Genomic DNA, 22,983 nt, shown 5'->3' with positions numbered 1-22,983 from the left:
TGGCCATGGAAGCTCCTTCCGGCCCTCGACTTAAGATGGATACACCAGATCTGTCTCACCTATGTTAGCACAGAGGGGAACCGCCAACACCTATCACCCAATTAGTCCGATGCTGGGGAATCCGATCGATAGTGCGTTGATTCGTGAGGCATGGCCAGAACTCTGTCGGCTTGCACGAACCTTACGCGCGGGTCAAACCCCACCCGTTATCGTGTTACGGAAACTGGCGGCCTATCCTCGTCAACATACGGTGGCCCGTGCGCTCCGCGAAATGGGCCGCATCGAGCGCACGCTTTATGCCGTGGAATGGTTTCAGCAACCTCCGGTTCGACGGCGGGTTGCCCACATCTTAAATAAAGGAGAGGGCAAGAATAACCTCGAACAGGCGGTGTTTGCCCATCGCCAAGGGAAAGTGCATGATCGCAGCATCGACGATCAAATTGAACGAGCGAGTGGCCTCAATCTCGTCCTGGCAGCGATCGTGTTATGGAATACGGTCTATCTTGGTGCGGCAGTCGAGGCGGCACGCGCGGCAGGGCATCACATTCCGGATGCCTATTTGGCCCATCTTTCGCCGTTGGGGTGGGAGCACATTAATCTCACGGGTGACTTTGTGTGGCGGCAACGTCGCCCGCTCATCTTGCCGCCATTGGTGCGTGATTCACCGACTGCGCCATAATCCATAATCGTTGTTGTCTCATATATTTTAAGAAATATTAATGCTAGCGTATATTTTTCCCGAAATCGTACACTGATACCTACAGCCACGATGGGTTCTTGACGGGGATCGATTATCCGACGGGGACGGCGGATGTCAGCTATAACCATGACCCGAATGGGAACGTCACGTCCATGCAGGATGGGCTGGGGACGACCACCTATCGCTATGATGGACTGAATCGGCTGCGGGAACGGACGCGGGATGGCCGCACGGTGGGCTATACCTATGATGCCGCCTCGTTCCGCACGGGAACCGACTACTGGGGAACGGGCAGCGTCACGGCCACCCCTGATGCTGCCGGGCGGGTCGCAAGCCTGCAAGCGTGGGGTGGTGCAACGACCACCTATGCCTATGGTGCGCGGGGCCAGTTGGCAACCGCAACCAGCAGCACCGGACTCGGGGTGACCCCAACCTATGATACGGCGGGACGACCGCTGGCGACGCACTATACGCACAACGGCACGGCGGTGGCAAGCTTTGGCAGTACGTTGGATGCCGTGGGCAATCGCACGAGTCTCACCGATGCGAGCGGCACGACGACCATGACCTACGATGCCACCGATCGCATGGTGCAGGCGGCGGGGCCGCAGGCAACGACCGCCTATACCCATGATGCGGTGGGCAACCGGACGAGCGTGGCGACAACCGGCCAAACGCCGTTCAGCATGCAGTATGATGCGGCGAATCGGCTGACAACCAGTGGCTATAGCCATGATCCGAATGGCAATCTGACCACCACGCCCGATGCCACCTATACCTATGATGCGGCCAATCGGGTGACGAGCAGTACAACCAGTGCGGGAACCACGACCTACGGCTATGATGGCTGGGGCAATCTCGTGCGGGTGACGACCAATGGCGTGGTCCAGGATCTCGTGCTGGATGAGGCGGCAGGATTGCCGCAGGTGCTGGGGACGGTCTCGGCCAATGGCACGACCCGCATAGCCCGCGATGGCGCAGGGTTGGTGCATCAAACCACGAATGCCCAAGCCAGTACCTTGCTAACCGACCTCGTAGGGAGTGTTCGGCAGGGCATCACACCCAGCGGTACAACGCTCTTCAGCCAAGCCTTTACGGTCGATGGGGTGCCACGCAGCCACAGTGGCAGTGCCACCAGCGCGTTTGGCTTTACCGGCGAATGGACGAATTCGCTGGATGGGTTAGTGTACCTGCGTGCCCGCCACTATCTGCCGACCTTGGGGCGGTTCATCCAACGGGATACCGATTCCGGCAGTGGCCTGGCTCCGGCCTCGTTGCATCGCTATGCCTATGTCGATAATAATCCCGCGACCTGGACGGATCCCACTGGCCATCGCAAGGGGGTTCAGCCCGATGGAACCTGGATTCCATGTAGTGGCATATCGAGTAATCCCGATGAGCAATGTCAATGGAGTGATTACACCGGCTATTTCGATACGAACAGCGGTGATGACTTCTGGACCATGGTCAAACAGGTTGGCAAACGGATTAACCACTTACCACGTGATCTCTTCAAGGGAGCGCTGGCCTTTGTTACCGATCCGACGGGTACCATCATGGCAATACCTGGGTCAGTTGGAACCATGATTGACAACTGTCAACAAGGAACGTTGTGCTATAACTATGAGGCCCTTGGCGATTGTGTCTTTGACCTCGGTGGGATTGCGAGTACGGGTTTCAGTGGCGCAAGCATCGTTGATGACTTAGGACGATTGCGGGGTGGTGCGGGCAGCGTGGATGACCTGCGCTATCTTGATGATTTCGCGGATGGCATGTGTTCCTTCACCCCGGATACGCCGATTGCTACGCCGAATGGGCCGCAGCCGATTGCGCGCTTACGCGAAGGCGATACGGTGCTCGGTTACGATGAGACGACCCAAACGACTGGGGCGTACAGTATTACCGCTCTTCTCATCCACGACGATCCGGTGGTGCTGGATCTGACGCTTGACGGCGAAACGATCACCACCACACCCGAGCATCCTTTCTATGTCCAGGGGATGGGATGGATTCCCGCCGGTGAGCTGCAACTAGGTGATGCGATTCGTACGGCGCGTGGCACATGGGGATACGTGCAAACCAGTGTTGCGCGCAATGCCCCACAGACGATGTACAACCTCACCGTCGCGGAGGCCCATACCTTCTTTGTCGGTGATGCTCAATGGCTGGTGCATAATTCTGGTTGTAATTTACAGGATGCTGCAATAGAGGTTGCTGATTCGTCAGTACGGCCTCCGAAAAGAAACAAGAATCCTTTAACAGCCGCTGTAATTGAGACTCCTTCGGGAAACCGTTATCCTGGTCGTAGTATGTACAATGGTCCAATCCCTGATCAGGTGCAAAGGGCACTTGATGATATCCCTGATCTAGTGCAAAGCCCTTATCATGGAGAGTGTGCAGAGATAGCATGTCTCAGCAATGCGATTCAAAATGGTGAAGTCATAGAAGGTTCTACTATCGCAACTGCACGAATCCGAGGATATTATACATCTAATCATGGTACACCGATAGATCCTTGTTCAAGTTGTGCGGCAGTGTTGAAAGCGTTAGGAGTTACATACAAATAATGATTGAACAGTGTCTCAACTATCCACAAACTCGCCAAGCATTTTTCGATGCTGGCTGGTTCCCAGAACGCCAGATCGCGGTTGATCAATGGAAGACTGAATGTGAGCGTTATGGCTATCAATGGTCGCCGATCGTTGATACTATCATGCGCGCATTTGGAGGTTTAACCGTTCATACGCCGCTGATCGAATCACGCAGGTATACGCCAGTTCCAACGATATTTCTGCCTGAAGCAGAAGACTATGATCGAAAGAATATTGCGTTTTATGAACAGTATTTCCAGATCGCATTATGCCCGATTGCGGTAGACGATTATCAATCAGGCATTCTCATGGATGCTGATGGCGGGGTTTATAGTGTGACTCCCCGTAATCTATTATATTACGGACGTGTGATTGATGATGCCTTGGATGTCTTGATATTGGGTATTCGCTATCCAATTTTGTATGTAGGCACGAGTTGGTTCCAAAAACGCAGCATCACCGGTTTAGAGGTTCCTTGGGTCTCTAGAAAAGAATAGATTTGGGGTAAGAAACGTTAACGTATGACAGGCTTTGATTGGCCGAGAAATCAAAGCCTGTCATACGTTAATTTCCCTTGAAATTGGTTAAGAGTGAGGGCTGATATGGATACTATATCAGTACCCTACACCCCCTTTTACCCCAATCTTTTTAATAGTAACAAGAGAATAGTAAACTGGTTGTCGCAATGCCCTCGCATGCAGCAACACAGCACCATAATCCTTATTTGAGTGGTCTTGCGTTTAACCCCATGTTATTGTTATGGTGCATGTAGAACTACTGAATCACAATCTGATTGACATCAAAGTACCGAATTGCCTTAATAGAGGTTGTTTGTTGGTTTTTCGATAACACCCAGAAAAAATCATTTTCGAGGGTTATTGTTTCACGTTCACCCGTATTAAATGTGACCTCAATCAAGGCAACGCGTGGATCAATCCGACTTCCAAAGAAAAAAAAGCCTTCTGGAAGGAAGGCCATATAGGTCATTGCGCCGAAAGCGATACCTGTGGTTACATTGGCCGCACCGTTTTGTATTTTCCATTGACCATTAAGGATAGAGCCATTGCTATAGCCAAGAATCGTCTGACCATTGAGAATATAGGTATAAATAAAGACAAGGCGATTATTTGAGAGTCGAATTTTTTGATGTGCTATATTACGTGCATCAGGATTTTGATCATAGATCAATGTAAGGAAAGTTGCATCATCACGATTTGTAACAATAGGAGTAGTATCATGTGTATCAAGAACGATCACTGGCACAATAGTACTGGATATATTTTCGGAACTATTCATACATCCGGTGATACTGATCACTCCAATCCCAAGGATAGCAATCCATTGTTTTGGTCTCATGAAAGTCTCTCCTAAAGAGCAGATTTATTCTTTAATCCTTCGCAATTAAGATTCTATCTCGCTCCAATCGTACCCAACACTTTTAATTTGCCACAACCAGAGGAAATAGATATAGAGGTAAGAGGCCTGCTTGTACACAAAGACCAAGAATGCTAAAGCATTCTTGGTCTTTGTGTACAAGCCATTTAACCTTAATAGAGATAAGCATCATACCATGTAAGAGTGCTCCCAGTCGTAAAATCTCTGAAGAGGGTATTTTGCGCGTAGATCCCAGGAATAGTCGTAGTATTCTGGGTGTACCAGTTGATCGTATGAACATGATTCCACGCATAATCTGGCGATGACCCCCACTTACTTTTATTCCATGTATGATTGTTAGTGGTAGCAGTGCCAAGCCGCGTATCAGGACGGACATTTCGAACCATACAACCTCTATCTACATCATACCGAATACCCAGTTGAATTTGGTCAGTACCACCACCACTGACCGGAGATCCATACGTCCCAAAGTAAAGCACATTAAATTTTTCCGTACAAAGCGCAGTTGGTTTTATGGTAGTGGGAACATCTTTTTTTAAAACAATACTTTTTTGTTGTGCAATTTCGAGATTTTTTTCAAAGTTTCCAGTATCAGAGAAATATATTAATGTATCCCCTTGAAGTAATCGTTGCTTCACCTCTCCATACTCAAGATAGGCCATATTGAATACAGTGCCTGGTTTACAAGGAACCCTCTTAACTGTATCCGGCGTATCATGCGCCGTCCCATACCCATAACTACATTCTGAATCACTGATATCTGATACAACAATAACGATTGTTGTATCAGATATCTCATCATTTTCCAAGTTCTGTGCATTAGCATGGGTCCTAAAAAGGACGGAAGAAAAAACGACAAGGATCGCCAATAACCTCAATACAGACCGTTGCATGTGGCCTCCAGATTAGAATAGATTAAGATTGTCAATAGAGAGGGAAAGAACGCAGAGGAGATCTTCTCATATGAGGAGTATAGAGGAAGTGATATCACGTGTCAAAAATTTATACATTTATGGTATCCAGCGAAGGTTGCATATAAACTTATCCTGCGGTTTCAGATTCCCCATCGGCGAAACGGCTAACGACTTGCGGTAAATCCAACGCTGATGCAACGAACGTCAAGACATGGGTTTTCGTGCATTCTAGTGGGCTATTTTCGCTATGTGGGCTAAAATGCATAACGCCCCGGTTTAGTCCAGCGAACAGATGTGCGCCTTTATTCTAGCGTTGGTGCCGCATCCTCGTGATCGACCGCAGGGGCTTCTTCCTCATGCTCAGCCATGGCGGGGCGGTAGGCCAGGACCGCCGCCACACAGGCATCCACTGGGGCTGGCGTTCCCTCCCCATAAAACGTCCACTGCCCACCCAGGTTGAGATGGTGCCACGCCACCGGCGAGACGCTGCGGAGAAAGGCCACCGCCGCCGCGTTGCCGGCGGCCTCCTGGGCGGCAATGGCCTGTTCCAAGATGGTCATATTATAGAAGATGATCAGATTGACCAGCAGCCGACTCGCCTCGTTCCACACGTCCTGTTCGTCCTCACTGATGTAGCGCAGCTTGCCGGCGTGCCCATGGGTTAATGCTTTCTTCAGGTGGTGGAATTGCTCGCCGCGATTGAGCGCCCGCTGCACGGTCCGATGCCGGCGCGGTGAGTCGACAAACGCCAGCAGATGCAGTGTCTCAAACATATGATCGTATTCCCAGAGTGCCTGCAACGTGCGGTTGCGGCGTTTGGCGCTACTCAGCTTCTGGATCAGGACATGCTGGCTAACGGTCTTCCGAGCCAGCGACACAAAAATCCGTTCTATCTGATCCCATTCGCTCACGATCAGGGCGGTGTTGAGTTTGCGGACTGGGGGAAACAGGGTGTCCGCGCCATAGGCTGCCGGCGGCTGAAACCCGTAGAGACTGGTCTGCATGCGGTCCTGGAGGTTGGCATAGCGCGGCGCAAAGTCATAGCCAAAGACCGAGAGAATGGCAAAATTGACCAGGTTGGTTCCGTGGGTATCGGTCGAGTGGATCGTCGAGCGCACGGCCGTTTCATTGTTGTAGAGCAGATCAAACAGCGCGTGGCCCTCGTGATCGTGCGCGCTGAGCATGCCGGTAATGATGGGCAGGTTGTTGGTCACGACCGTATGCGAGACCACACCCTTCTCCCGGCCAAAGTAGCGGGCCGCGTGTTGCGACCGTGGGGTATCAATGATGGTCGCAAACTTTTGCCCATCGCTGCTGGAATGCACCACCCCGTCAATGTTGTAGTCCTGAAAGAGGGGCTTGGCGGCGATCGCATTGATAATGATCGTATTCGCCGCCCGGAGCGTTTCGAGGCGGACATAGTTGCCCGAGGCGCGCACGAGCGTGGTGGCAGGAATATCCGACATCTCGCCCATCCGATGGAGGCCGACATTGGTCCCCCAGGCGATCAGACAGGCGTGGATCACGCGGTCGTCGGGCCGCGGGCGGGCATAGCGGCCCAGCACATGGTCAAACGCATCCATAAAGCCACAGGCCGCATCGACGGTGGTCAACACCTGGGCAAGGGTGGTCTGCGGCAAGCGTTCATAGAGCGCGTGATTGGCCTGCTCGCGGGATTTGGGCGTCTTGAGGGTCCATTTGCGCGTGGTGCCGTGCTGGGTGACTTGGATCGCCGGGTTGTCGCCGGCGGCAATGCGCCCATGCACACGGGCAAACTGGGCCTCGACCTGCTGCTCCAGCGCTGCCAGGTGCTCCGTGATCGGCTGCTGGAGGATCGGCAGATTGGTCGCGGCGATCAGGGATTCTTTGTTGGCCTGCCACTCTGCCAACGGGATCAGGTCGTCTTCGAGGCTGCGAAAGCGGGTGCTGGTGGGACAGACCAGCTCACCGGATTCGAGGGCCGCACGCAGATGCAGATACAGACACGCCTCGTAGCGCTCACGCCGCAGCTGCGGGGTGCCATCGGCGGCCGTGTCATACAGATAGCGCTTGAGGCGCACGGGAATCCAGCGTGTTGGGATGGTGGCCGCCGCGACGTCCGCCAGCGTGCGCCGGCGCGCAATAGTCGCCTGGAGAAACTGGACCGCCTCCAGCAACGGGGTGAGGCTGTGCGGCGTTGTTAGGACCATCGCGCGGAGCAGGGGACGAAGCTGGGCTTTGACGCGCTGGATGTGGTCGTCCATGAAGGTCCAGAAAAAAGCGCCTTCATCGCAATCCGCGCCGGATGCGAGGTAGCTGGCGATCCGGTCCAGGCGGTCGGCAGGCAGGATGGCAAATGCGCGCTCCTGCACCTGGGCCATGGGAGTTGTCGATGCCAGCTGATCGGTGGTGAGGAGCTGGAGCACCTGGCCCGCCCGCTTGATGTCCTGGGTTCGCTGGAGCCGATAGGCGTTCACCTGCTCCTGCGCCCAGGCTTTGGCATCATCGCGGATGGTTTTGACGATCTGCATAAAGCCACTGAGCAGATGGTCATGCAGGCGCTGGGTGCGATGGTGCAGAAAGCAGAGCAGATACAGATCGACCAACCACGTCCGCAGCTGGGCCAGGCGGGTGGCGCTGTAGAAGTCCACCATGCCGGCGTAGTGCCGAATGGCATCGGGTGAGAGATCAAGGAGGGGCAGAATACGCTGGGCGGCGACGGCCAGCGGGCGCATGGTCGTTTCCCGCCGGCGCTCGCGCCCCAGCGCCCGGGGACGCAGGTTGCGGGGCACGCGGCGGATTTGGGTAATGGGATAGTGGCCTTGGTGCGGTTCGAGGAGTCCGTCGAGGGCGGTCTGTTCCGCGTCAGTCAGGTGTTCCGCCAGCAGGTCTACCAGCCGCGATTCTTCGGTCGTGATGGCCTGACCAATGATCGCCTCCTGAAGGTAGGTATAGCCCGGCAGCGTGATTTTCGCGGCAGCAAAGTGCTGCAACACGATCCGCAAGAGATAGGCGACTTTGGGGCTGAAGCGTGCGGCCCGCAGCGCAACCTGAAAGGCGGCCTGCCGATCAGCGGGCTGGCACCGCCGATAGCCGGTCAGATCGAGGATGACCTGGCGCTGCTGCTGGAGGATGCGGTTGTGCGGGATGCGCACCGTGGCGACATCAACAGCGAGGCCATGATACTGGCAAATCCAGGTCAGATCCGAGATGACATCCGCAAGCGCCGTGACACTGAACAGCCGGGGTTTGGCCTTGAAATAGCCAAGAAGGAGGATGAAAAAGGCGTGGAGGGCGGGATCGGGCCAGGTCGGCAGCAGCACCGCCTCGGCGGGCGTGAGCGCGAAATAGACGCTGCGCTCCTCGTCGGTGAAGACCGGACGGTCATAGAGGGCGGACCGATCGCTGGGATCAAGCAGCCGGAGCCGCTTGGTCGAGGTCGGAGGTGTGGCTGACAGTGCTGGCATCGGCGGCGTGATCGCTGCGGCGGGCTTACCGGCGGCGCCAGCAGAGCGCCACCAGCCCGGCCACGACCAGGGCGCTCATGGCGATGCGGGTGACATCCACGATGGGCTGGACCGTGACTCCGTCGGGACCAAGAATAATGACGGCCACCGGCCGTCCAGCGGTGCCACCGCCGCCACCCAGCCCGCCGGCAGTTCCGTCCATGCCCGGCAGCATACGCCGAAAGCCGGACCCGAAGCCACTGCCACCCGCCACCGTGCTGGCGGTGATGATGGTGTAGGGGCCGACCGTGATCGGTGCGCTGAAGATACTGCCCGCCGGCACGAGCGCGCCCGCCTGGGCGAGCGCCTGCGCCTGCGGCTCCGCGTGGGGATCGGACTCCATCAATGCTGATCGATCATCAGGCTCCATAGGTCTTCCTTCCGTTCATGCTGGTGTCCGTGTCTGCTTCGGCATCCTGCCAGAATGACGCACTCAAATAACGGGCGGCGCTATCACAGAGGATCGTGACCACGGTGCCGTGCGTAAGCTGCCGCGCCACCGTCACCGCTGCCGCCACATTCGCCGCTGCCGAGATCCCCACCAACCAGCCCGTTGTCCGCGCAAGCTGTCGGGCCATGGCATAGGCGGCGTCCGTTTCCACCGCAATCGTTCCATCGGCGAGCTGCGGGTCGTAGATCCCAGGGATGCGCGTGGTCGTGGCCAGGTGTTTGATGCCTTCAATACCGTGATCGCCGCTGGTTGGCTGTACCCCGATCAGCTGGATGCTGGAATGCTCACGCCGCAAGCCGCGGCCCGTGCCGGTGAAGGTACCACACGTTCCCATGCCCGCCACAAAATGGGTGACCTGGCCGGCCGTTTGCCGCCAGATCTCCGGTGCCGTCGTGTCCTCATGCGCCTGCGCGTTGGCTGGGTTATTGTATTGATCAGGATAGAAATAGCGGTCGGGCTGGTCCCGCACGAGCTGCTGAATGGTGTCCATCGCCCGATCCATCCCGGCGTCCGCCGGTGTCAGCAGCACCTCCGCCCCCAGGATTTTCAAGGTTTGAATCCGCTCCGGGCTGGCGTTGTCGGGCATGGCCACGGTCACACCGTAGCCGAGGGCCGCACCGAGGGTCGCATAGGCAATGCCGGTGTTGCCGCTAGTCGCGTCAGCGATGTGCATGCCGGGGCTGAGTACCCCGCGCCGTTCGCCGTCGCGGATCATACCCAGCGCCGCCCGATCCTTGACTGAGCCGCCGGGGTTCATCCATTCGGCTTTGCCATACAGCGCCACTGTGGGCGGCAAATCGGGCGCGACCGCCCGCAGTGACAGCAGCGGGGTGTTTCCAACGTGCTGGAGGATGGCAGCTTGGTCGTGGGTCTGGTCGGTCATGCAGATGGCTCCTCTGGCTGATCGCCTGCGAGACGCAGGCGGTGATAGGCGTCACCAATGATCATGGCGGCTTGGTCGATGTCGGCCCCGGTCGTGTCGCGGCCCAGGCTCAGCCGGAGCGCGGCCGCGGCCTGCGCTGGGGTGCGGCCCATGGCCAGCAGCACCGCCGAGGGCGCCGCGTGGCCGGCGTGGCAGGCCGAGCCGGTCGAGTAGGCCACCTGGTTTCGGATGGCCGTGAGCAACGCGGCAGCATTGCTGTCGGGCAGGCTCACATTGAGGGTATTGGGCAGGCGCTCGGTCGGGTGACCATTGACCAGCAGGCCGGGGATCGCTGCGTTTAGGCGAGCTTCCAGCGTATCACGCAGCCTGCGCATCGTGTCGGCAGTCTGCGGAAGGGACTCCGCGACCAGCGCGCAGGCGACGCCCAACCCAACGATGCTCGGCACGTTCTCGGTGCCGGCGCGTCGGCCCTGCTCGTGGCCCGCGCCGTGGATCAGCGGCGGCAGGGGAAGGTCGTCACGGAGGACAATCGCCCCGATGCCTTTGGGTCCATAGAACTTATGACCAGCCACGGTCAGCACATCGATGCCCAGATCCGCCAGCGTGACGGGGATCTTGCCGACGCTCTGCGCCGCATCGGTATGCATGAGGATGTGCCGCTCCCGCGCCAGCGCGGCGATGGCGGCGATCGGCTGGATGGTGCCAACCTCGTTCTGAGTGTGCATGATCGAGATCAGCGTGGTCTGGTCCGTGATTGCATCGGACACCGCCGCCGGGTCCACCATGCCGTGCTGATCCACCGGCACGGTCGTGACCTGAAAGCCCTGCGTCGCTAACCAGGCCATGGTCTGCGCCACCGCTGGATGCTCGACCGCCGAGGTAATCAGATGCGTGCCGCGCTTCCGGCGACTGAATGCCAAGCCTTTGAGCACCTGATTGATCGCCTCGCTCCCGCCACCGGTGACGATAACCTGGGCTGGGTCGGCCCTCACCATGGTTGCTACCTGCTGCCGCGCCGTCGCCACCGCCTGACGAGCGATATCCCCGTAGGGATGGTCACTGGATGGATTGCCGAAGTGAGTCCGCAGATACGGCTCCATGGCGGTGTACACGGCCGGCGCCAGCGGCGTGGTGGCATTATAGTCCAGGTAGATCGGCCTCATCAGCGCTCCTCGCGCAGCGTCATGGCGGCGACCAGGGCGGAGCCGGCGGTCAGGGCGGCAACGACGCCAATCGCCCAGGACATGCCGATCCAGTCGGCAATGAGGCCCGCGAGCAGGGCGCCGACGGCATAGCCCATATCGCGCCAGAAGCGATAGATCCCCAGCGCCCGGGCGCGCCAGACCGGCGCGGCCGCGTCACTGACCACCGCGATTAGGGTGGGGTAGACCATGGCGGTGCCAAGCCCCAGACCAATGCTGCCCGCCAGCCACCCACCAAACGAGGTCGAAACGACCGTCAGGACGAGCGAGGCTGCCTGCACGAGCATGCCCGGCACAATCAAGGGCTTCCGTCCAACCCGATCCGAGAGCGGCCCCGTGATGAGCTGCCCGACGCTCCAGACGGCCGGATAGACGAACTTGAGCAGGCCAATCGCCGGCAGACCCAGGCCGTTCGCGGCGAAGAAGATCGGCAGAATGCCCCAGGACATGCCATCGTTCAGGTTGTTGACGAGGCCGGCCTGGCTGGCTCCAAACAGCGTGCGGTTGCCCCACGAGGTTTGTCGCATGATGGTCCAGAAGGATGGGACCGGCTCAGCGGCTGCCCCTGCCGTGGTCCCCGCCGTGAGCCGGGTGAGGCCAAGGGTTTCCCGCACCAGAATGACCGAGAGGATGAGTCCAATCACGGCGTAGCCAATGCCCAGATAGAAGGGAACGGGCCGGACCCCATAGGTGCTGGCCAGATAGCCGGTGGCTAGCGCGGTCAGTGCCACCGCCATGTAGCCGGTGAACTCATTGAGGCCAACCGCCAGCCCGCGCTGCTGCGAGCCGACCAGATCGATCTTCATGACCACCGCCATGGACCAGGTGAGGCCCTGGTTGATGCCGAGCAACACGTTGGCCACAACAATCCAGCCCCATGAGGGTGCCCAGATAATCAACCACGGCACGGGCAGGCCGACCAGCCAGCCCAGCACCAGGATCGGCTTGCGGCCATACCGATCGGCCAGAACACCGGAGATCAGGTTCATGCAGGCTTTGACCAGGCCAAAGCTGATGATGAAGCTCATCACGGTGGTCGTGCTGGTTAGGCCAAACGTGTCCGTCCCGAGAATCGGCAACACGGTCCGTTCGAGGCCGATCATGCCGCCCACCATGGCGTTGATCACCATCAACAGCGCGAACTGGGCGGCGTTGGCCCGGAGGCCGAGCTGCGGCGCCGGCGGCACGCGCAACCCCTCGGCGGTGGAGGTGGCGTTAGGCGATGGCACAGCGGTTCGCTCCGGCTTCAAGGGGCGTCACATCGGCGGGGATGGGATCGCCCTCCTGGTTCATGGTCACGATCTGCTGGTGGTTGGGCGGTGTCGGCGGCAGTGCCGCCAGCAACGTGTCGATAAACGCCGCCTCGGGCAACTGGAGACGGGCAATTGATGCCCGAACCGTCGCGAGGGTGGCCATGATTGGCTGGCCGTCGAACGCGGCCGGCGTGCTGGTATGGCCGGGGAGGACTTGCGTGGTGTCTGGGAGGGTCAGGAGGCGCTGGAGGCTCTGGTACAGCGCCGCCGCCCGTTCCTGAGCCTCGGCGGTCTGGGCTTCCAGATCGGGCCGGCCGACGGCCGCCAAAAACAGGGTATCGCCGGTAAAAAGCAGCCCATCATTCAGGAGATAACTGGTGCTTTCCCAGGTATGGCCGGGAGTATGCAGCGCCCGCAGCACAGTGTTCCCGACCGTGATCGTGGTTCCATCGTGGATCGGCGTGAAGAGATAGGCCAGCCGATCGGTCGCCGGCAGGTGGAGGGTGGCCCCGGTTTCCTCAGCGAGTACCCGCGCCCGTGAAAGATGGTCGGCGTGGACATGGGTATCGAGCACGGTTGTAATCGTCCAGCCATGCATTTGGGCCAGCTCCTGATAGACCGCAGGATCAAGGCTGGCATCAAGAACGGCCGCCGCACCAGCCGAGCCGATCATGTAGGAAAGACAGCCTTTGCCCGTCCGCCGGATCTGGATGACCTGGGTGTCATCGGCCAAGCGGGGCAGGCGGGCGGTGTTCCAGGCCAGGCTCCACGCCTGCATGCCCCCAGCAAGTGAATACACCGTGTGGCCGCGCGCGATCAGCTGCTCGGCGGCGATCAGGCTGACCTTGCCCGCGCCACATACGGTCACGACTGGCACGTCGCCGGGAAGATCAAAGCCCGCCAGCGCATGGGGATCATGGGCCTTGAGGGCGTGGTAGGCATCGACATGGACACTGCCCGGAATCGCCCAATCGGCATGGTCAGCGGCTTGCCGCACATCAAGGACGGTGACGGGCTGGCCAAGGGCCAACCACTGGCGGAGGGTTGGAACGTCAATCGTGGGAATCATGGGCCGCTCCTTAAGCATGACTGATGGGGTAGCCGCGGGCTTGCCACTCGGGCACGCCGGCATCTAGGCGGTAGGCGGTATAGCCGTGGCGCGTCAGGAGCGCCACGGCTTCATCGGCAAAGACACAGTAGGGGCCGCGACAGTAGGCCACAATCGGCTGATCGTGCGGCACTTCGCCCAGCCGCGCCGTGAGTTCGTCAATGGGAATGGAGCGGGCCTGGGGCAGATGCCCCGCCGCATATTCCAGTATGGGCCGGACATCGAGCAGCACCACCGCCTCCTCATCAAGCCGCTGGCGTAAGCCATCAAGGTCGATGGCCTGGAACTGGGAGCGGTCCGCCAGGAAGGTGTGGATGACCTGATGGAGGTCGGCCAGTTGGGTTTCCCCGACGGTGCGCAGGGCCAGCCAGAGATCCTGCACGCGCGGGTGAGCGAGGCGGTAGTACGCATACAACCCCTCGCGGCGGACAGCCACGAGTTGCGCGGTGCGCAAGGTTTGCAAATGCTGCGAGGCGTTGGCGACCGAGAGGGCCGCCTCGCGGGCTAAGTCCTCAACAGTCCGCTCGCCCTGGGTGAGCAGATCCAGCAACTCCAGGCGATGCGGGTTGGCGAGGGCGCGGCTGATGCGGGCGAATTGCTCATAGAGCGCGGTCTTGAATTGGCGCTTGGAGGCGAGGTCCATGGCTATATCCTCTATATTCAACTATTCAATAGATTACTTGAATATAGAAAACCTGTCAAATATCAGCCTGGCAGCCTAGTTGACAGATCCGCTCGTCGGCTGATATATTACTGTGTAGTGATATGATGATATGAACAGATAGGACGTATATGCTAACCACCACGCGTCAGAGCCTGGATTTAAAGGCCAAGCTCTTCCGGGGCTTCTCCGATCCCGCCCGCCTCTCGATCCTGGAGGCCCTGCGCGATGGCTCGCGCACCGTGACCGAGCTCGTCGAAGCGACGGGCCTCAGCCAATCCAACACCTCCAGCCATCTGAGCTGCCTTCATGACTGCGGCCTGGTCAGCCGCCAGCAGCAGGGGCGCTACGTTCGCTACCAGCTCAGCGATGACCGGGTGGCCGATCTGATGACCATCGTGGATACGCTGCTGGCCGATGTGGCCCAGGGCGTCTACGCCTGTACCCGGTACAGCGCCCGGGAGGAGCAGGCATGAGCGCGATCCAGACTCTTGAGGTTGGTATCCACGGCATGGACTGCACCAGCTGCACCCAGCAGGTCCAGAAAGCGGTCGCCGCGCTACCGGGCATCCAGCAGGTGAGCGTGCTGCTCAGCTCAGAAAAGGCCATTATCCAGCTTGATCCCGCCCAGATCGATGCCGCGGCCATCTACCGCACCATTGAGCAGGCGGGTTATACCGTGGTCCAGCAGACCGCCGCCGCTGCCCCCGAGTCGGGCCTCAATCCCATGATTCGGCCTCTCTTTACCCTGCTGGGCATCATGTTCGCGGTGATTCTGTTTGTGGTGGTGGTTGGCGAGCGGCTGGGCCTATTTGCGACCCTGACAACGTATATTCCCTTCCCCGTCGGCCTGGCGATAGTTCTGGCCGGCGGCTTCCCCATCTTTCGCAAGGTCGGGCGGGCCGCCCTGCGCGGCCAGGTGATCTCGCACACCCTGATGTCGGTGGGCGTCGTCGCCGCGCTGGTGGTCGGCGAGTGGCCGACAGCGGCGGTGGTGGTCTTCTTTATGCGGGCCGGCGAGTACGCCGAGCATTTCACCACCGAGCGCGCCCGGCGGGCGGTCAAAGATCTGACGGCGCTGGCCCCCAAAACGGCGCGGGTGGAGCGCAATGGCGCTGAGATCGAGCTGCCGATTAGCGCGGTCCAGATCGGCGATGTGATTATTGTGCGGCCGGGCGAGCAGATCCCGGTGGACGGTGAGGTCATCAGCGGCCAGGCCACGATCAACCAGGCCGCGATCACCGGCGAGTCCATGCCGATTGATACAGGTCCGGGAACTGCCGTCTTTGCCGCCACCCTGGCGACCCTGGGCAGCCTGCGCCTGCGCACCACCCACGTTGGCACCGACACCACCTTCGGCCGCGTAATCAAGCTGGTCGAGGAGGCCGAGTCCCATCGGGCGGATGTGCAGCGGGTTGGCGATACCTTCTCGGCCTACTATCTGCCGGTGGTGGCGACCATCGCGCTGCTGACCTTCCTGGTGCGCGGCGATGCGCTGGCGACCGCTGCCGTGCTGGTGGTGGCCTGCTCCTGCTCGTTCGCGCTGGCCACGCCGATTGCGATGCTGGCGTCAATTGGTGCCGGGGCCAAGCGCGGCCTGCTGATCAAGGGTGGCAAATACCTGGAGGCGCTGGCCAAGGCCGATGTGGTGCTGCTGGACAAAACCGGCACGCTCACGCTGGGCCGCCCCTATCTGACCGATGTGGTGCCGCTGGCAGGACGCAGCGAAACCGACCTGCTGTCCCTGTCGGCTAGCGCCGAGCGCTTCTCCGAGCATCCGTTGGCCGAGGCGGTGCGCGTGGCCGCGCGGGAGCGTGGGCTTCCGCTGGCGGAGCCGCAGGAGTTTGCGGCGCTGCCGGGCAACGGCGTGCGGGCCGTGATCAATGGCCGGACCGTGACGGTTGGCAATCGGCGGCTCGCCCAGCCAGCAGGGGATCAGGTCCAGGCCGACGCGCTGGAGGCCGCCGGCAAGACGGTGCTCTGGGTGCTGGAGGATGACGCGCTTGTGGGCTTCCTGGCGGTCGCGGACACCATCCGGCCGGAGGTGCCGGCGGCCGTGGCGCGCCTGCGCAGCATGGGGATCGCGACCATTGAGGTGCTGACCGGCGACAACGAGCGCGTGGCCAGCGCGCTGGCGGGCCAGCTGGGTGTCCAGCATCGCGCCAACTTGCTGCCAGAGGATAAGATCGCGGTGGTGCGCGCGTATCAGGCGCGCGGCCACACGGTGGTGATGATTGGCGATGGCGTCAATGATGCGCCGGCGCTGGCCCAGGCCAACATCGGCATCGCGATGGGCGTGGCGGGGTCGGATATCGCCCTGGAAGCGGCCCATATCGCCCTGATGCGCGAGGACTGGACGCTGGTGCCAGATGTGGTAGCCATTGCGCGCCGGACCATGCGGATTGTGAAATCCAACATCGCCTTTACGGCGGTCTACAACCTGGTCGGCCTGTCGCTGGCGGCCATGGGTCTGCTACCACCGATTGCAGCTGCGGCGGCCCAATCGCTGCCCGACCTGGGGATTATGGCCAACTCGGCGCGCCTATTGCGCCAGCCAAGCGCAACGCCGCAGGCCGCGCCGGTGGCGACGCCAGTCCCGGCGCCAGTGGTGGTCGCGGAGGTATCGTGCTGCACAACCGGGTGCTGTAGTTCAACGCCGCCAGCGACAATCCTCTTGATCGAGGAGCGCGTTGAGGCGTAGTCCAAACTGCTGCGGCTGATCTGGCAATGCTTTCCAGATTAGCCGCAGGCATCAGCATCAACGAACGGCAACTTCGGCTCCTCAACGCCAGAAAGGAATCCCATGGATCGCTCGACCTCCGCCAGCCAGGATCACAGTCCGTTGGCATGTATGCCCAGCGCTCTTGCGGCGAACCAACGTGCAGCCCATCATGATGATGCCGATCGGCTATTCCACACTGCCGTGCAGGAGCGCATCGATCTGCCGGATGGCCTCGCCGTCCGCTGTGCGGCGACCGACTACGATCTGGTCATGACCTTTGTGGCCCAGGAGCGCCGCTGCTGTCCCTTTTTCCACTTCGTGATCGAGATCACGCCCAACCACGGGCCGATCTGGCTGCGCATCACTGGCGCTGAGGGCACGAAAGCCGTGCTGGAGGCAGGGCTGGAGGCGCTGAGGGAGGTGTGTGCTCCCGATTCGGTTGAAAACGGCCCTGGGGTGTAAACTTCATTGAAATCAGGCTCTTTCGTTCTGAAGTTGAGGCCGCTTTTCGCCGAATCGGGTCACATCTTTCAAGCCCGCAAAGAAGACACTAGCGCTAGCGAGGATAACAACGCAAAATAGCCATTTTGCGCTTAATGATGCTATACTCTCCGCAACCCTGAGCGTGACTGCCGCCGAAACCACCCCGGCTAAGCCTCGCCAAAAACGACGCAAAATGTGTCTGCTCCGAAAGGACCGCCCTGATGGCCCTCGATTATCCCATTACGGACACGCTGGCAGCCTTTGATGCTTGGCTGGAGCCAACGCATGGTGCTGCCACCCGCCGGCTCTATCGCCAAATTCTGGGGCGCTTTGTGACCTGGCTTCAGGCCACCCATCCCGACAGTCCAGCGACCGTGGCTAACCTCTCGTCACGGGATGGTGCCCGCTATCGGGAATGGCTGCGCGCCCAGCAGCCGACGAAGAAGCCGGCAACCATCAATACGGCGCTGGCAGCGTTGGATACCTGGGGCGGCTGGACGGTCGTGGCGGGTCTGCGCGCCGACAATCCCTTTACCACCCTTGGGCGCGTGCGGGATGTCGATACCGAACGAGCACCGAAGGCGCTCTCCCCCACGCAGCAGGATGCCCTGCTCAAAGCGGCCGGTCATGGGCGACACGCCGCCCGGGCAACGGGCATCGTCAGCCTCTTGCTGCATACGGGGCTGCGGGTTGCGGAACTGTGTGCCTTAACCTGGGGCGATCTGGTGGTGGGGGAACGGTCGGGACAGCTGCGGGTGCGGGCGGGCAAAGGCGGGGTGGCGCGGACGGTACCGCTCAATATCGAGGTACGGCGGGATCTCTGGCGTTGGGCGGTGGCCCAGACCGCCCTTGCCGACGATGAAGCACCCGATGCGCGGCTCTGGTGGACGGCTGCCCATGCCCAGACGCTAATGGGATGGATTCAGCAGGAATCCATGCGGCCCGTGATTGGGAGTCAAAAAGGGGGACCGCTCCGGCCGCGGGCGGTGCAAACCGTGATCACAACGGTGGCCTATCACGCCAAAATCACGGAGCCGCTGGTGACGCCGCATGTGCTGCGTCATACCTATGCGACCCAATTAGTCACCAATGGTGCACCCCTGACCGTCGTGGCAACCCTGCTCGGCCATCAACGCCTGAGCACCACCGCCATCTATACCAAGCCGAGCAGCCAGGAGTTAGCGCGCTGGACGGACACCCTGGCACTCGATTAATGGGATACGAAAGGCGCACATCCGTTCGCTGTACTAAACCGGGGCGTTCTGCATTTTAGCCCCAATAGCTGATGCCCTTTGAGCAACTGGTAAACCAGCTATGCAAACAATGTCGGCAGGAACGCGTCCGGTTGCGCAACCGCCTGCCAGCCCGTCCCTGCAAACGGTGGACACGATGAAGATGAACGGGGTTACGATGTGCGTGAACAGCACAACAGACAGAGGGATACTATGTCGTTGCTGAGTTTTACCATCCAGCCCACGATGCAGCGACTGAACACATCCAAAATGACATAGGCATAGAAATAGGACCAGGTGGTCGGGCCTTTGAATTTGGTACTATCCCAACTCCAGGGCTGGTTTGGCCCCGTGGCCAACAATTCCGGCGCGGCATAGGTCGGATGCCGCAGCTGGTTGCGGCGTTCCCGGACTTCGCGATGGGCGGCCAAAATGCGATACATCATGCGCCAATGGCACAGGTAGCTGCCCTCGTCGAGCAAGGTAGCGTCAATCTGGCGTGCAGTCAGCAAAGCGGTCACTGTTGAGCACCATGCCAATGTGGGCGACCTCATCGGGCGTGAGCGCACGGGCAGGCCGACGACGAGGAACCGCTACGGGATCGGGCTGAGCCGCACGATATACGGCGCTGCGCGGGACACCGAGTACCCGACAGGCAGCGGAAATGCCCACGGTCGAGGCCAAATCAGCCACCGCCGTGATTAATCCTGTGCGTCGGTCGGCGGCGCTCGGAGCGTGATTTCCAACAGGGTTGCAAGCTTTTTTTGCACATCGATGATCACCTCGGCTTGGGCGAGTTTGGCCTGAAGCCGCTGGTTTTCGCGGCGGAGGCGAGCCAGCTCGGCGGTCTGGCGCTGAGCTTCGGGCGAGGGTGCGGCCTTGCGTTTGGGCGTGAGCGCGGCCAGTTCACCCTCGGCGCGTTGTCGTCGCCAGCGGGCGAGGTGCAAGGAATAGATGCCTTCACCGCGCATCAAGGCACCAAGTTCGCCCGGAGCACACGCATCGGCAGCGGCCAGAATGCGTAGGTGGTCGCGGGCACTCCAGTGGGTGCAGGCGGCTTTGGGCCGGACTTCGGGGTCATGGGTCGATTGGTCAGGCATTGGTTTTTTGCTGGCCATGGGAACTCCTTGCGGCCATCGACTTAAGATTAACACACCAGATCTGTCTCACTCATGTTAGCACAGAGGACTGCTCGACCACATTACCAATACCGATGTGTGGGCCGATAAAGGATTTCTTGGTGAGCAGTGGTAACAGACGGTACGGAATCAGACAGGGAATCGCGTCTGGACGGCCAAACGCCAGAATCAACCACCCAATCCCCTTAACTTTGCTCGTCTACTCGGATCAATCCACGAACTGATCGAAGTGACGTTTCATTAACTGCAAAATACCGGACGGAACAGTGAACGCTTCTTAGCCAAAACCGTGGAAGGCTTGGTGACCCGCATTGCGAGTAAGGTCACCCATCTCGTCGTGAAGGCGGTATTACGGGTACGGTTTGGCATTGATGTCCTCACCTTTACCGTGATCAAAGAAACCTAACTCACATCAGGCCTATTATTATAAAGATGTAGAAGAGTCATCTTTTCGCTCTAACCATATGGGATGCATGCACTTAAGACTACAGCCCACAATTAATGATTGGATACCCTTTTTTGATGTTATCTGTCTAAAATGTTATCTGTCTAAATGGGTTATAATAGCATTATTGGTGCTACCTTAGCAAAAGGCTTTGATGGTGCTGGATACTTCATTTGAAAATATTGACATAGTATTATTTCATCCACATGGAACTATTAAAGTTCCCCTTCTTCAGTGGATCAAGTATGGTCCTGGCGAACGATGGGGACTTCGTCCTATGGCTGTATATGATATCCATACAGGAAAAAAACTTTCCATCCGGATTATCCCGTTACAATACCGAAATACATGGTATGTACGGCTTATTATATTTTTAGGTATTATTCCCAATCCGTGGAAATAATCCGTAATAGAGTCATGGTAGGAGAGTGCTAAAAATCGGGGCACTAGCCTGATAACAGCATTGATGTCACAATTATTGGCTTAGACCAGAAGCCCACTACCATTGGCTACCGTTTGCTTCCCAATCACGGCGAGAACTACCATTCCTGCGGTATGCAGAGAAGAGAGGTGTTGCATGTCTGATAATCCTACAAAGAAGACCTTTATTCGATATTTGATAATAATGAGCGTATAGAGAAAATAGCCCACTAGGATGCATGAAAACCATTCGTTGCCGTTCGCCACACCGGTGTTTAGTTTACACCATAGAGCCAATCCGTTGCCTGCCATCCACTGCTGCTTGGGTAGTAACCTGTCAGGATAGCGTCTAAGACTGTTGCAAAGAATTGTCAATAAATCACAAAAATAACCCTATTCTGACGCTCAATTGGTGAGAAACTGACATCAGGAATGGGTATACACCAACCTGACAACACAAATGAATCGTCGTATGATTGGGAGATGGTCAAATCATCGTGTGATTTCCGCAATAGGCTAGAATATGGATCGCTATCGGAAGAGGAAATACTATGGCACTTGATATCACCCAGTTAACCCCTGAAGCCCTTGTGCTCTTAACTGCTGTTGGATGGTCACCTGATCGACACTATGATGCGACGACATGCATCATTGAACCTCTAACTGCGGTCGGCTGGCCAATTTTCCCCGAGGCCCAGCGTATTTTTGAGACCATAGGAATGTTGCGATTCGCCCAAGGATACCTACCACCCGATAGGACACACTCGCTCTATCCCGCAGCGCCTGGCCGATCAATTATCGATCATGTAAGTTTTATCAATATAGATCTTCATTTTGACCCGTATGATGGCTTCGAAATCGACCATGCTGATTTTTTAGCGGACTGGATCACCCATCCGCTTGTCGCGGAGCATGGCGGGCTCCTGTGTCCCATTGGGTCGTGTGCACCAATGGACCCCATCTTCGTCTGTGCTGACGGACTCGTCTGTCATGGAAGTTTCGAGTATATGTATCCTGTTCCGGGATTAATTATTCTTGGTGACCAGATCGAAACGGCATTAAATCTGCTCGCCTATGATGCAGTCCGCTTTGGCGAAGGACGGGCTGCATGAACAAGCATTCTACTGACACGATTGTGACATGGCTCTTACAACAGGCTGGTTGGCATCCTGAGCGTCGGATTGATTTCACCGTCTTGGATGCATGGTATGCGACCCATTGCTATATGCTTTGGCCGGAAGCGTGTGAATTCATGACCACCTTTGGCATGGTAGCGATTGATGCAACAACCTATAGCGAACAGCCGCTCCCACGTACCGTCCTCGCAGGTGATGATCAACGGCATTCCTGTTATTTTCGACGATGGAACGCTGCGGGTTTTGCAATCATCCTTGATCCACGCACAATCTCGGATTTCAGCAGGAGCCTCCCTGTTTGGGATCGGAATCCGATTTTGCAGGAACGCACTGATGCGATTCCGATTGGAACCTGCGTCACACCCTTTGAGCCTCTGCCAATTCCCCTAGTCGTCCATCGGCATGCCGGTCTTATGACGGTTCACACACAGCATACGATCGATGCGGTTGTCCTCAAACGAAGTGGTGAAACCTTGCCGCGTATGATGGCTCGTCTGGTGCGAGCGTGTCTGGTCTATGGGTGGCATCCTGCAGGTGAGCCATGAATGTATGACCATGGGCAACCGTCCATCTACAGCATCGCGTGATCAATGGAGGGAAATGACTGATGATGCAGTAAAAGTTTTTTATTATGTCACTATTAAAAACAAAGTCCCATCCGCATCGACGTGGCTTCTTTTTGGAGATTGGCTGCGTTAATCACCTGCTCCGCGCAGGATCGTCATAGCGGTATACGGCTGACACAAATACACAAATCAGCCCC

The 22,983-nt window shown here is 58.4% G+C and carries 20 protein-coding genes; 9 read left to right on the top strand and 11 right to left on the bottom strand.

Annotated features, from left to right (window positions below; genetic code table 11):
• Positions 1–61: 61 nt before the first annotated feature.
• The 3 genes from ACFMKP_RS24440 (at position 62) to ACFMKP_RS24430 (ending at position 3,788) form a co-directional block, all read left to right on the top strand.
• Positions 62–679 (top strand): Tn3 family transposase, encoded by a 618-nt coding sequence (locus ACFMKP_RS24440; RefSeq protein ID WP_382296369.1) that lies wholly within the window; start codon positions 62–64, stop codon positions 677–679.
• A gap of 98 nt (positions 680–777) precedes the next feature.
• Positions 778–3,267, top strand: a complete 2,490-nt coding sequence (locus ACFMKP_RS24435; protein WP_382296366.1) for a polymorphic toxin-type HINT domain-containing protein — start codon at positions 778–780, stop codon at positions 3,265–3,267.
• Entirely contained in the window at positions 3,267–3,788 is a 522-nt protein-coding gene (locus ACFMKP_RS24430; RefSeq protein WP_382296363.1) for an SUKH-3 domain-containing protein, read from the top strand. Before ACFMKP_RS24435 ends, ACFMKP_RS24430 begins: the two co-directional genes overlap by 1 nt.
• Before the next feature lie 277 nt (positions 3,789–4,065).
• Here the strand turns inward: ACFMKP_RS24430 and ACFMKP_RS24425 are convergent, their stop codons facing one another.
• The 9 genes from ACFMKP_RS24425 to ACFMKP_RS24385 form a co-directional block, all read right to left on the bottom strand.
• The gene (locus ACFMKP_RS24425) at positions 4,066–4,647 is read right to left on the bottom strand and encodes a hypothetical protein (protein ID WP_382296360.1); all 582 of its coding nucleotides are present in this window, start codon (positions 4,645–4,647) and stop codon (positions 4,066–4,068) included.
• A 191-nt stretch (positions 4,648–4,838) separates the two neighbouring features.
• Positions 4,839–5,579 (bottom strand): hypothetical protein, encoded by a 741-nt coding sequence (locus ACFMKP_RS24420; RefSeq protein ID WP_382296357.1) that lies wholly within the window; start codon positions 5,577–5,579, stop codon positions 4,839–4,841.
• Positions 5,580–5,902: 323 nt separating this feature from the next.
• The gene (locus ACFMKP_RS24415) at positions 5,903–9,046 is read right to left on the bottom strand and encodes a Tn3 family transposase (protein ID WP_382296354.1); all 3,144 of its coding nucleotides are present in this window, start codon (positions 9,044–9,046) and stop codon (positions 5,903–5,905) included.
• Positions 9,047–9,071: 25 nt separating this feature from the next.
• Positions 9,072–9,455 (bottom strand): hypothetical protein, encoded by a 384-nt coding sequence (locus ACFMKP_RS24410; protein WP_382296351.1) that lies wholly within the window; start codon positions 9,453–9,455, stop codon positions 9,072–9,074.
• A complete protein-coding gene (locus ACFMKP_RS24405; RefSeq protein WP_382296348.1) occupies positions 9,445–10,419 on the bottom strand; it encodes a PLP-dependent cysteine synthase family protein in 975 nt (324 codons plus the stop codon). The genes ACFMKP_RS24410 and ACFMKP_RS24405 overlap by 11 nt, the downstream gene beginning before the upstream one ends.
• Positions 10,416–11,582, bottom strand: a complete 1,167-nt coding sequence (locus tag ACFMKP_RS24400) for a cysteine desulfurase family protein (RefSeq protein WP_382296345.1) — start codon at positions 11,580–11,582, stop codon at positions 10,416–10,418. Before ACFMKP_RS24400 ends, ACFMKP_RS24405 begins: the two co-directional genes overlap by 4 nt.
• On the bottom strand, positions 11,582–12,751 hold the full coding sequence (locus ACFMKP_RS24395) for an MFS transporter (RefSeq protein WP_382296372.1): 1,170 nt from the start codon (positions 12,749–12,751) through the stop codon (positions 11,582–11,584). Before ACFMKP_RS24395 ends, ACFMKP_RS24400 begins: the two co-directional genes overlap by 1 nt.
• Before the next feature lie 85 nt (positions 12,752–12,836).
• Complete coding sequence (locus ACFMKP_RS24390) at positions 12,837–13,943, bottom strand: MBL fold metallo-hydrolase (RefSeq protein WP_382296342.1); 1,107 nt, start codon at positions 13,941–13,943, stop codon at positions 12,837–12,839.
• Between the two features lie 10 nt (positions 13,944–13,953).
• Positions 13,954–14,625 carry an ArsR/SmtB family transcription factor gene (locus ACFMKP_RS24385; RefSeq protein ID WP_382296339.1) on the bottom strand — a complete coding sequence of 224 codons (672 nt, stop codon included), beginning with the start codon at positions 14,623–14,625 and terminating at the stop codon, positions 13,954–13,956.
• A gap of 149 nt (positions 14,626–14,774) precedes the next feature.
• Between ACFMKP_RS24385 and ACFMKP_RS24380 the strand changes: the two genes are divergently transcribed.
• The 4 genes from ACFMKP_RS24380 (at position 14,775) to ACFMKP_RS24365 (ending at position 19,062) form a co-directional block, all read left to right on the top strand.
• Positions 14,775–15,119 carry an ArsR/SmtB family transcription factor gene (locus ACFMKP_RS24380; RefSeq protein ID WP_382296336.1) on the top strand — a complete coding sequence of 115 codons (345 nt, stop codon included), beginning with the start codon at positions 14,775–14,777 and terminating at the stop codon, positions 15,117–15,119.
• On the top strand, positions 15,116–17,344 hold the full coding sequence (locus tag ACFMKP_RS24375; RefSeq protein WP_382296333.1) for a heavy metal translocating P-type ATPase: 2,229 nt from the start codon (positions 15,116–15,118) through the stop codon (positions 17,342–17,344). The genes ACFMKP_RS24380 and ACFMKP_RS24375 overlap by 4 nt, the downstream gene beginning before the upstream one ends.
• Positions 17,345–17,446: 102 nt before the next feature.
• Positions 17,447–17,827, top strand: coding sequence for a hypothetical protein (locus ACFMKP_RS24370; RefSeq protein ID WP_382296330.1), 381 nt, complete (start codon positions 17,447–17,449; stop codon positions 17,825–17,827).
• 242 nt (positions 17,828–18,069) lie between these two features.
• Entirely contained in the window at positions 18,070–19,062 is a 993-nt protein-coding gene (locus ACFMKP_RS24365; RefSeq protein ID WP_382296327.1) for a tyrosine-type recombinase/integrase, read from the top strand.
• 191 nt (positions 19,063–19,253) lie between these two features.
• On the opposite strand, the gene ACFMKP_RS24360 is transcribed toward ACFMKP_RS24365, so the two are convergent.
• Together ACFMKP_RS24360 and ACFMKP_RS24355 are read right to left on the bottom strand one after the other, a co-directional pair.
• Positions 19,254–19,601 carry a DDE-type integrase/transposase/recombinase gene (locus ACFMKP_RS24360; protein WP_382296325.1) on the bottom strand — a complete coding sequence of 116 codons (348 nt, stop codon included), beginning with the start codon at positions 19,599–19,601 and terminating at the stop codon, positions 19,254–19,256.
• A gap of 180 nt (positions 19,602–19,781) precedes the next feature.
• Positions 19,782–20,234, bottom strand: a complete 453-nt coding sequence (locus ACFMKP_RS24355; protein WP_382296322.1) for a hypothetical protein — start codon at positions 20,232–20,234, stop codon at positions 19,782–19,784.
• A gap of 1,401 nt (positions 20,235–21,635) precedes the next feature.
• On the opposite strand from ACFMKP_RS24355, the gene ACFMKP_RS24350 reads away from it, so the two are divergent.
• Both ACFMKP_RS24350 and ACFMKP_RS24345 read left to right on the top strand, forming a co-directional pair.
• A complete protein-coding gene (locus ACFMKP_RS24350; RefSeq protein WP_382296320.1) occupies positions 21,636–22,196 on the top strand; it encodes a hypothetical protein in 561 nt (186 codons plus the stop codon).
• A complete protein-coding gene (locus ACFMKP_RS24345) occupies positions 22,193–22,765 on the top strand; it encodes an SUKH-3 domain-containing protein (protein ID WP_382296317.1) in 573 nt (190 codons plus the stop codon). The genes ACFMKP_RS24350 and ACFMKP_RS24345 overlap by 4 nt, the downstream gene beginning before the upstream one ends.
• Positions 22,766–22,983: the final 218 nt, after the last annotated feature.

Source organism: Herpetosiphon sp. NSE202, from assembly GCF_042688385.1.
In the GTDB taxonomy this organism is placed as follows: domain Bacteria; phylum Chloroflexota; class Chloroflexia; order Chloroflexales; family Herpetosiphonaceae; genus Herpetosiphon.
The sequence above is the reverse complement of the archived record's forward strand: the minus strand, read 5'-3'. Positions and strand labels throughout refer to the sequence as shown.

Coding starts and splice junctions, on each gene's coding strand:
- ACFMKP_RS24440 (WP_382296369.1), top strand. CDS start 62: ATGTTAGCACAGAGGGGAACCGCCAACACCTATCACCCAATTAGTCCG.
- ACFMKP_RS24430 (WP_382296363.1), top strand. CDS start 3,267: ATGATTGAACAGTGTCTCAACTATCCACAAACTCGCCAAGCATTTTTC.
- ACFMKP_RS24425 (WP_382296360.1), bottom strand. CDS start 4,647: ATGAGACCAAAACAATGGATTGCTATCCTTGGGATTGGAGTGATCAGT.
- ACFMKP_RS24420 (WP_382296357.1), bottom strand. CDS start 5,579: ATGCAACGGTCTGTATTGAGGTTATTGGCGATCCTTGTCGTTTTTTCT.
- ACFMKP_RS24415 (WP_382296354.1), bottom strand. CDS start 9,046: ATGCCAGCACTGTCAGCCACACCTCCGACCTCGACCAAGCGGCTCCGG.
- ACFMKP_RS24410 (WP_382296351.1), bottom strand. CDS start 9,455: ATGGAGCCTGATGATCGATCAGCATTGATGGAGTCCGATCCCCACGCG.
- ACFMKP_RS24405 (WP_382296348.1), bottom strand. CDS start 10,419: ATGACCGACCAGACCCACGACCAAGCTGCCATCCTCCAGCACGTTGGA.
- ACFMKP_RS24400 (WP_382296345.1), bottom strand. CDS start 11,582: ATGAGGCCGATCTACCTGGACTATAATGCCACCACGCCGCTGGCGCCG.
- ACFMKP_RS24395 (WP_382296372.1), bottom strand. CDS start 12,751: ATGGTGATCAACGCCATGGTGGGCGGCATGATCGGCCTCGAACGGACC.
- ACFMKP_RS24390 (WP_382296342.1), bottom strand. CDS start 13,943: ATGATTCCCACGATTGACGTTCCAACCCTCCGCCAGTGGTTGGCCCTT.
- ACFMKP_RS24385 (WP_382296339.1), bottom strand. CDS start 14,625: ATGGACCTCGCCTCCAAGCGCCAATTCAAGACCGCGCTCTATGAGCAA.
- ACFMKP_RS24380 (WP_382296336.1), top strand. CDS start 14,775: ATGCTAACCACCACGCGTCAGAGCCTGGATTTAAAGGCCAAGCTCTTC.
- ACFMKP_RS24375 (WP_382296333.1), top strand. CDS start 15,116: ATGAGCGCGATCCAGACTCTTGAGGTTGGTATCCACGGCATGGACTGC.
- ACFMKP_RS24370 (WP_382296330.1), top strand. CDS start 17,447: ATGGATCGCTCGACCTCCGCCAGCCAGGATCACAGTCCGTTGGCATGT.
- ACFMKP_RS24365 (WP_382296327.1), top strand. CDS start 18,070: ATGGCCCTCGATTATCCCATTACGGACACGCTGGCAGCCTTTGATGCT.
- ACFMKP_RS24350 (WP_382296320.1), top strand. CDS start 21,636: ATGGCACTTGATATCACCCAGTTAACCCCTGAAGCCCTTGTGCTCTTA.
- ACFMKP_RS24345 (WP_382296317.1), top strand. CDS start 22,193: ATGAACAAGCATTCTACTGACACGATTGTGACATGGCTCTTACAACAG.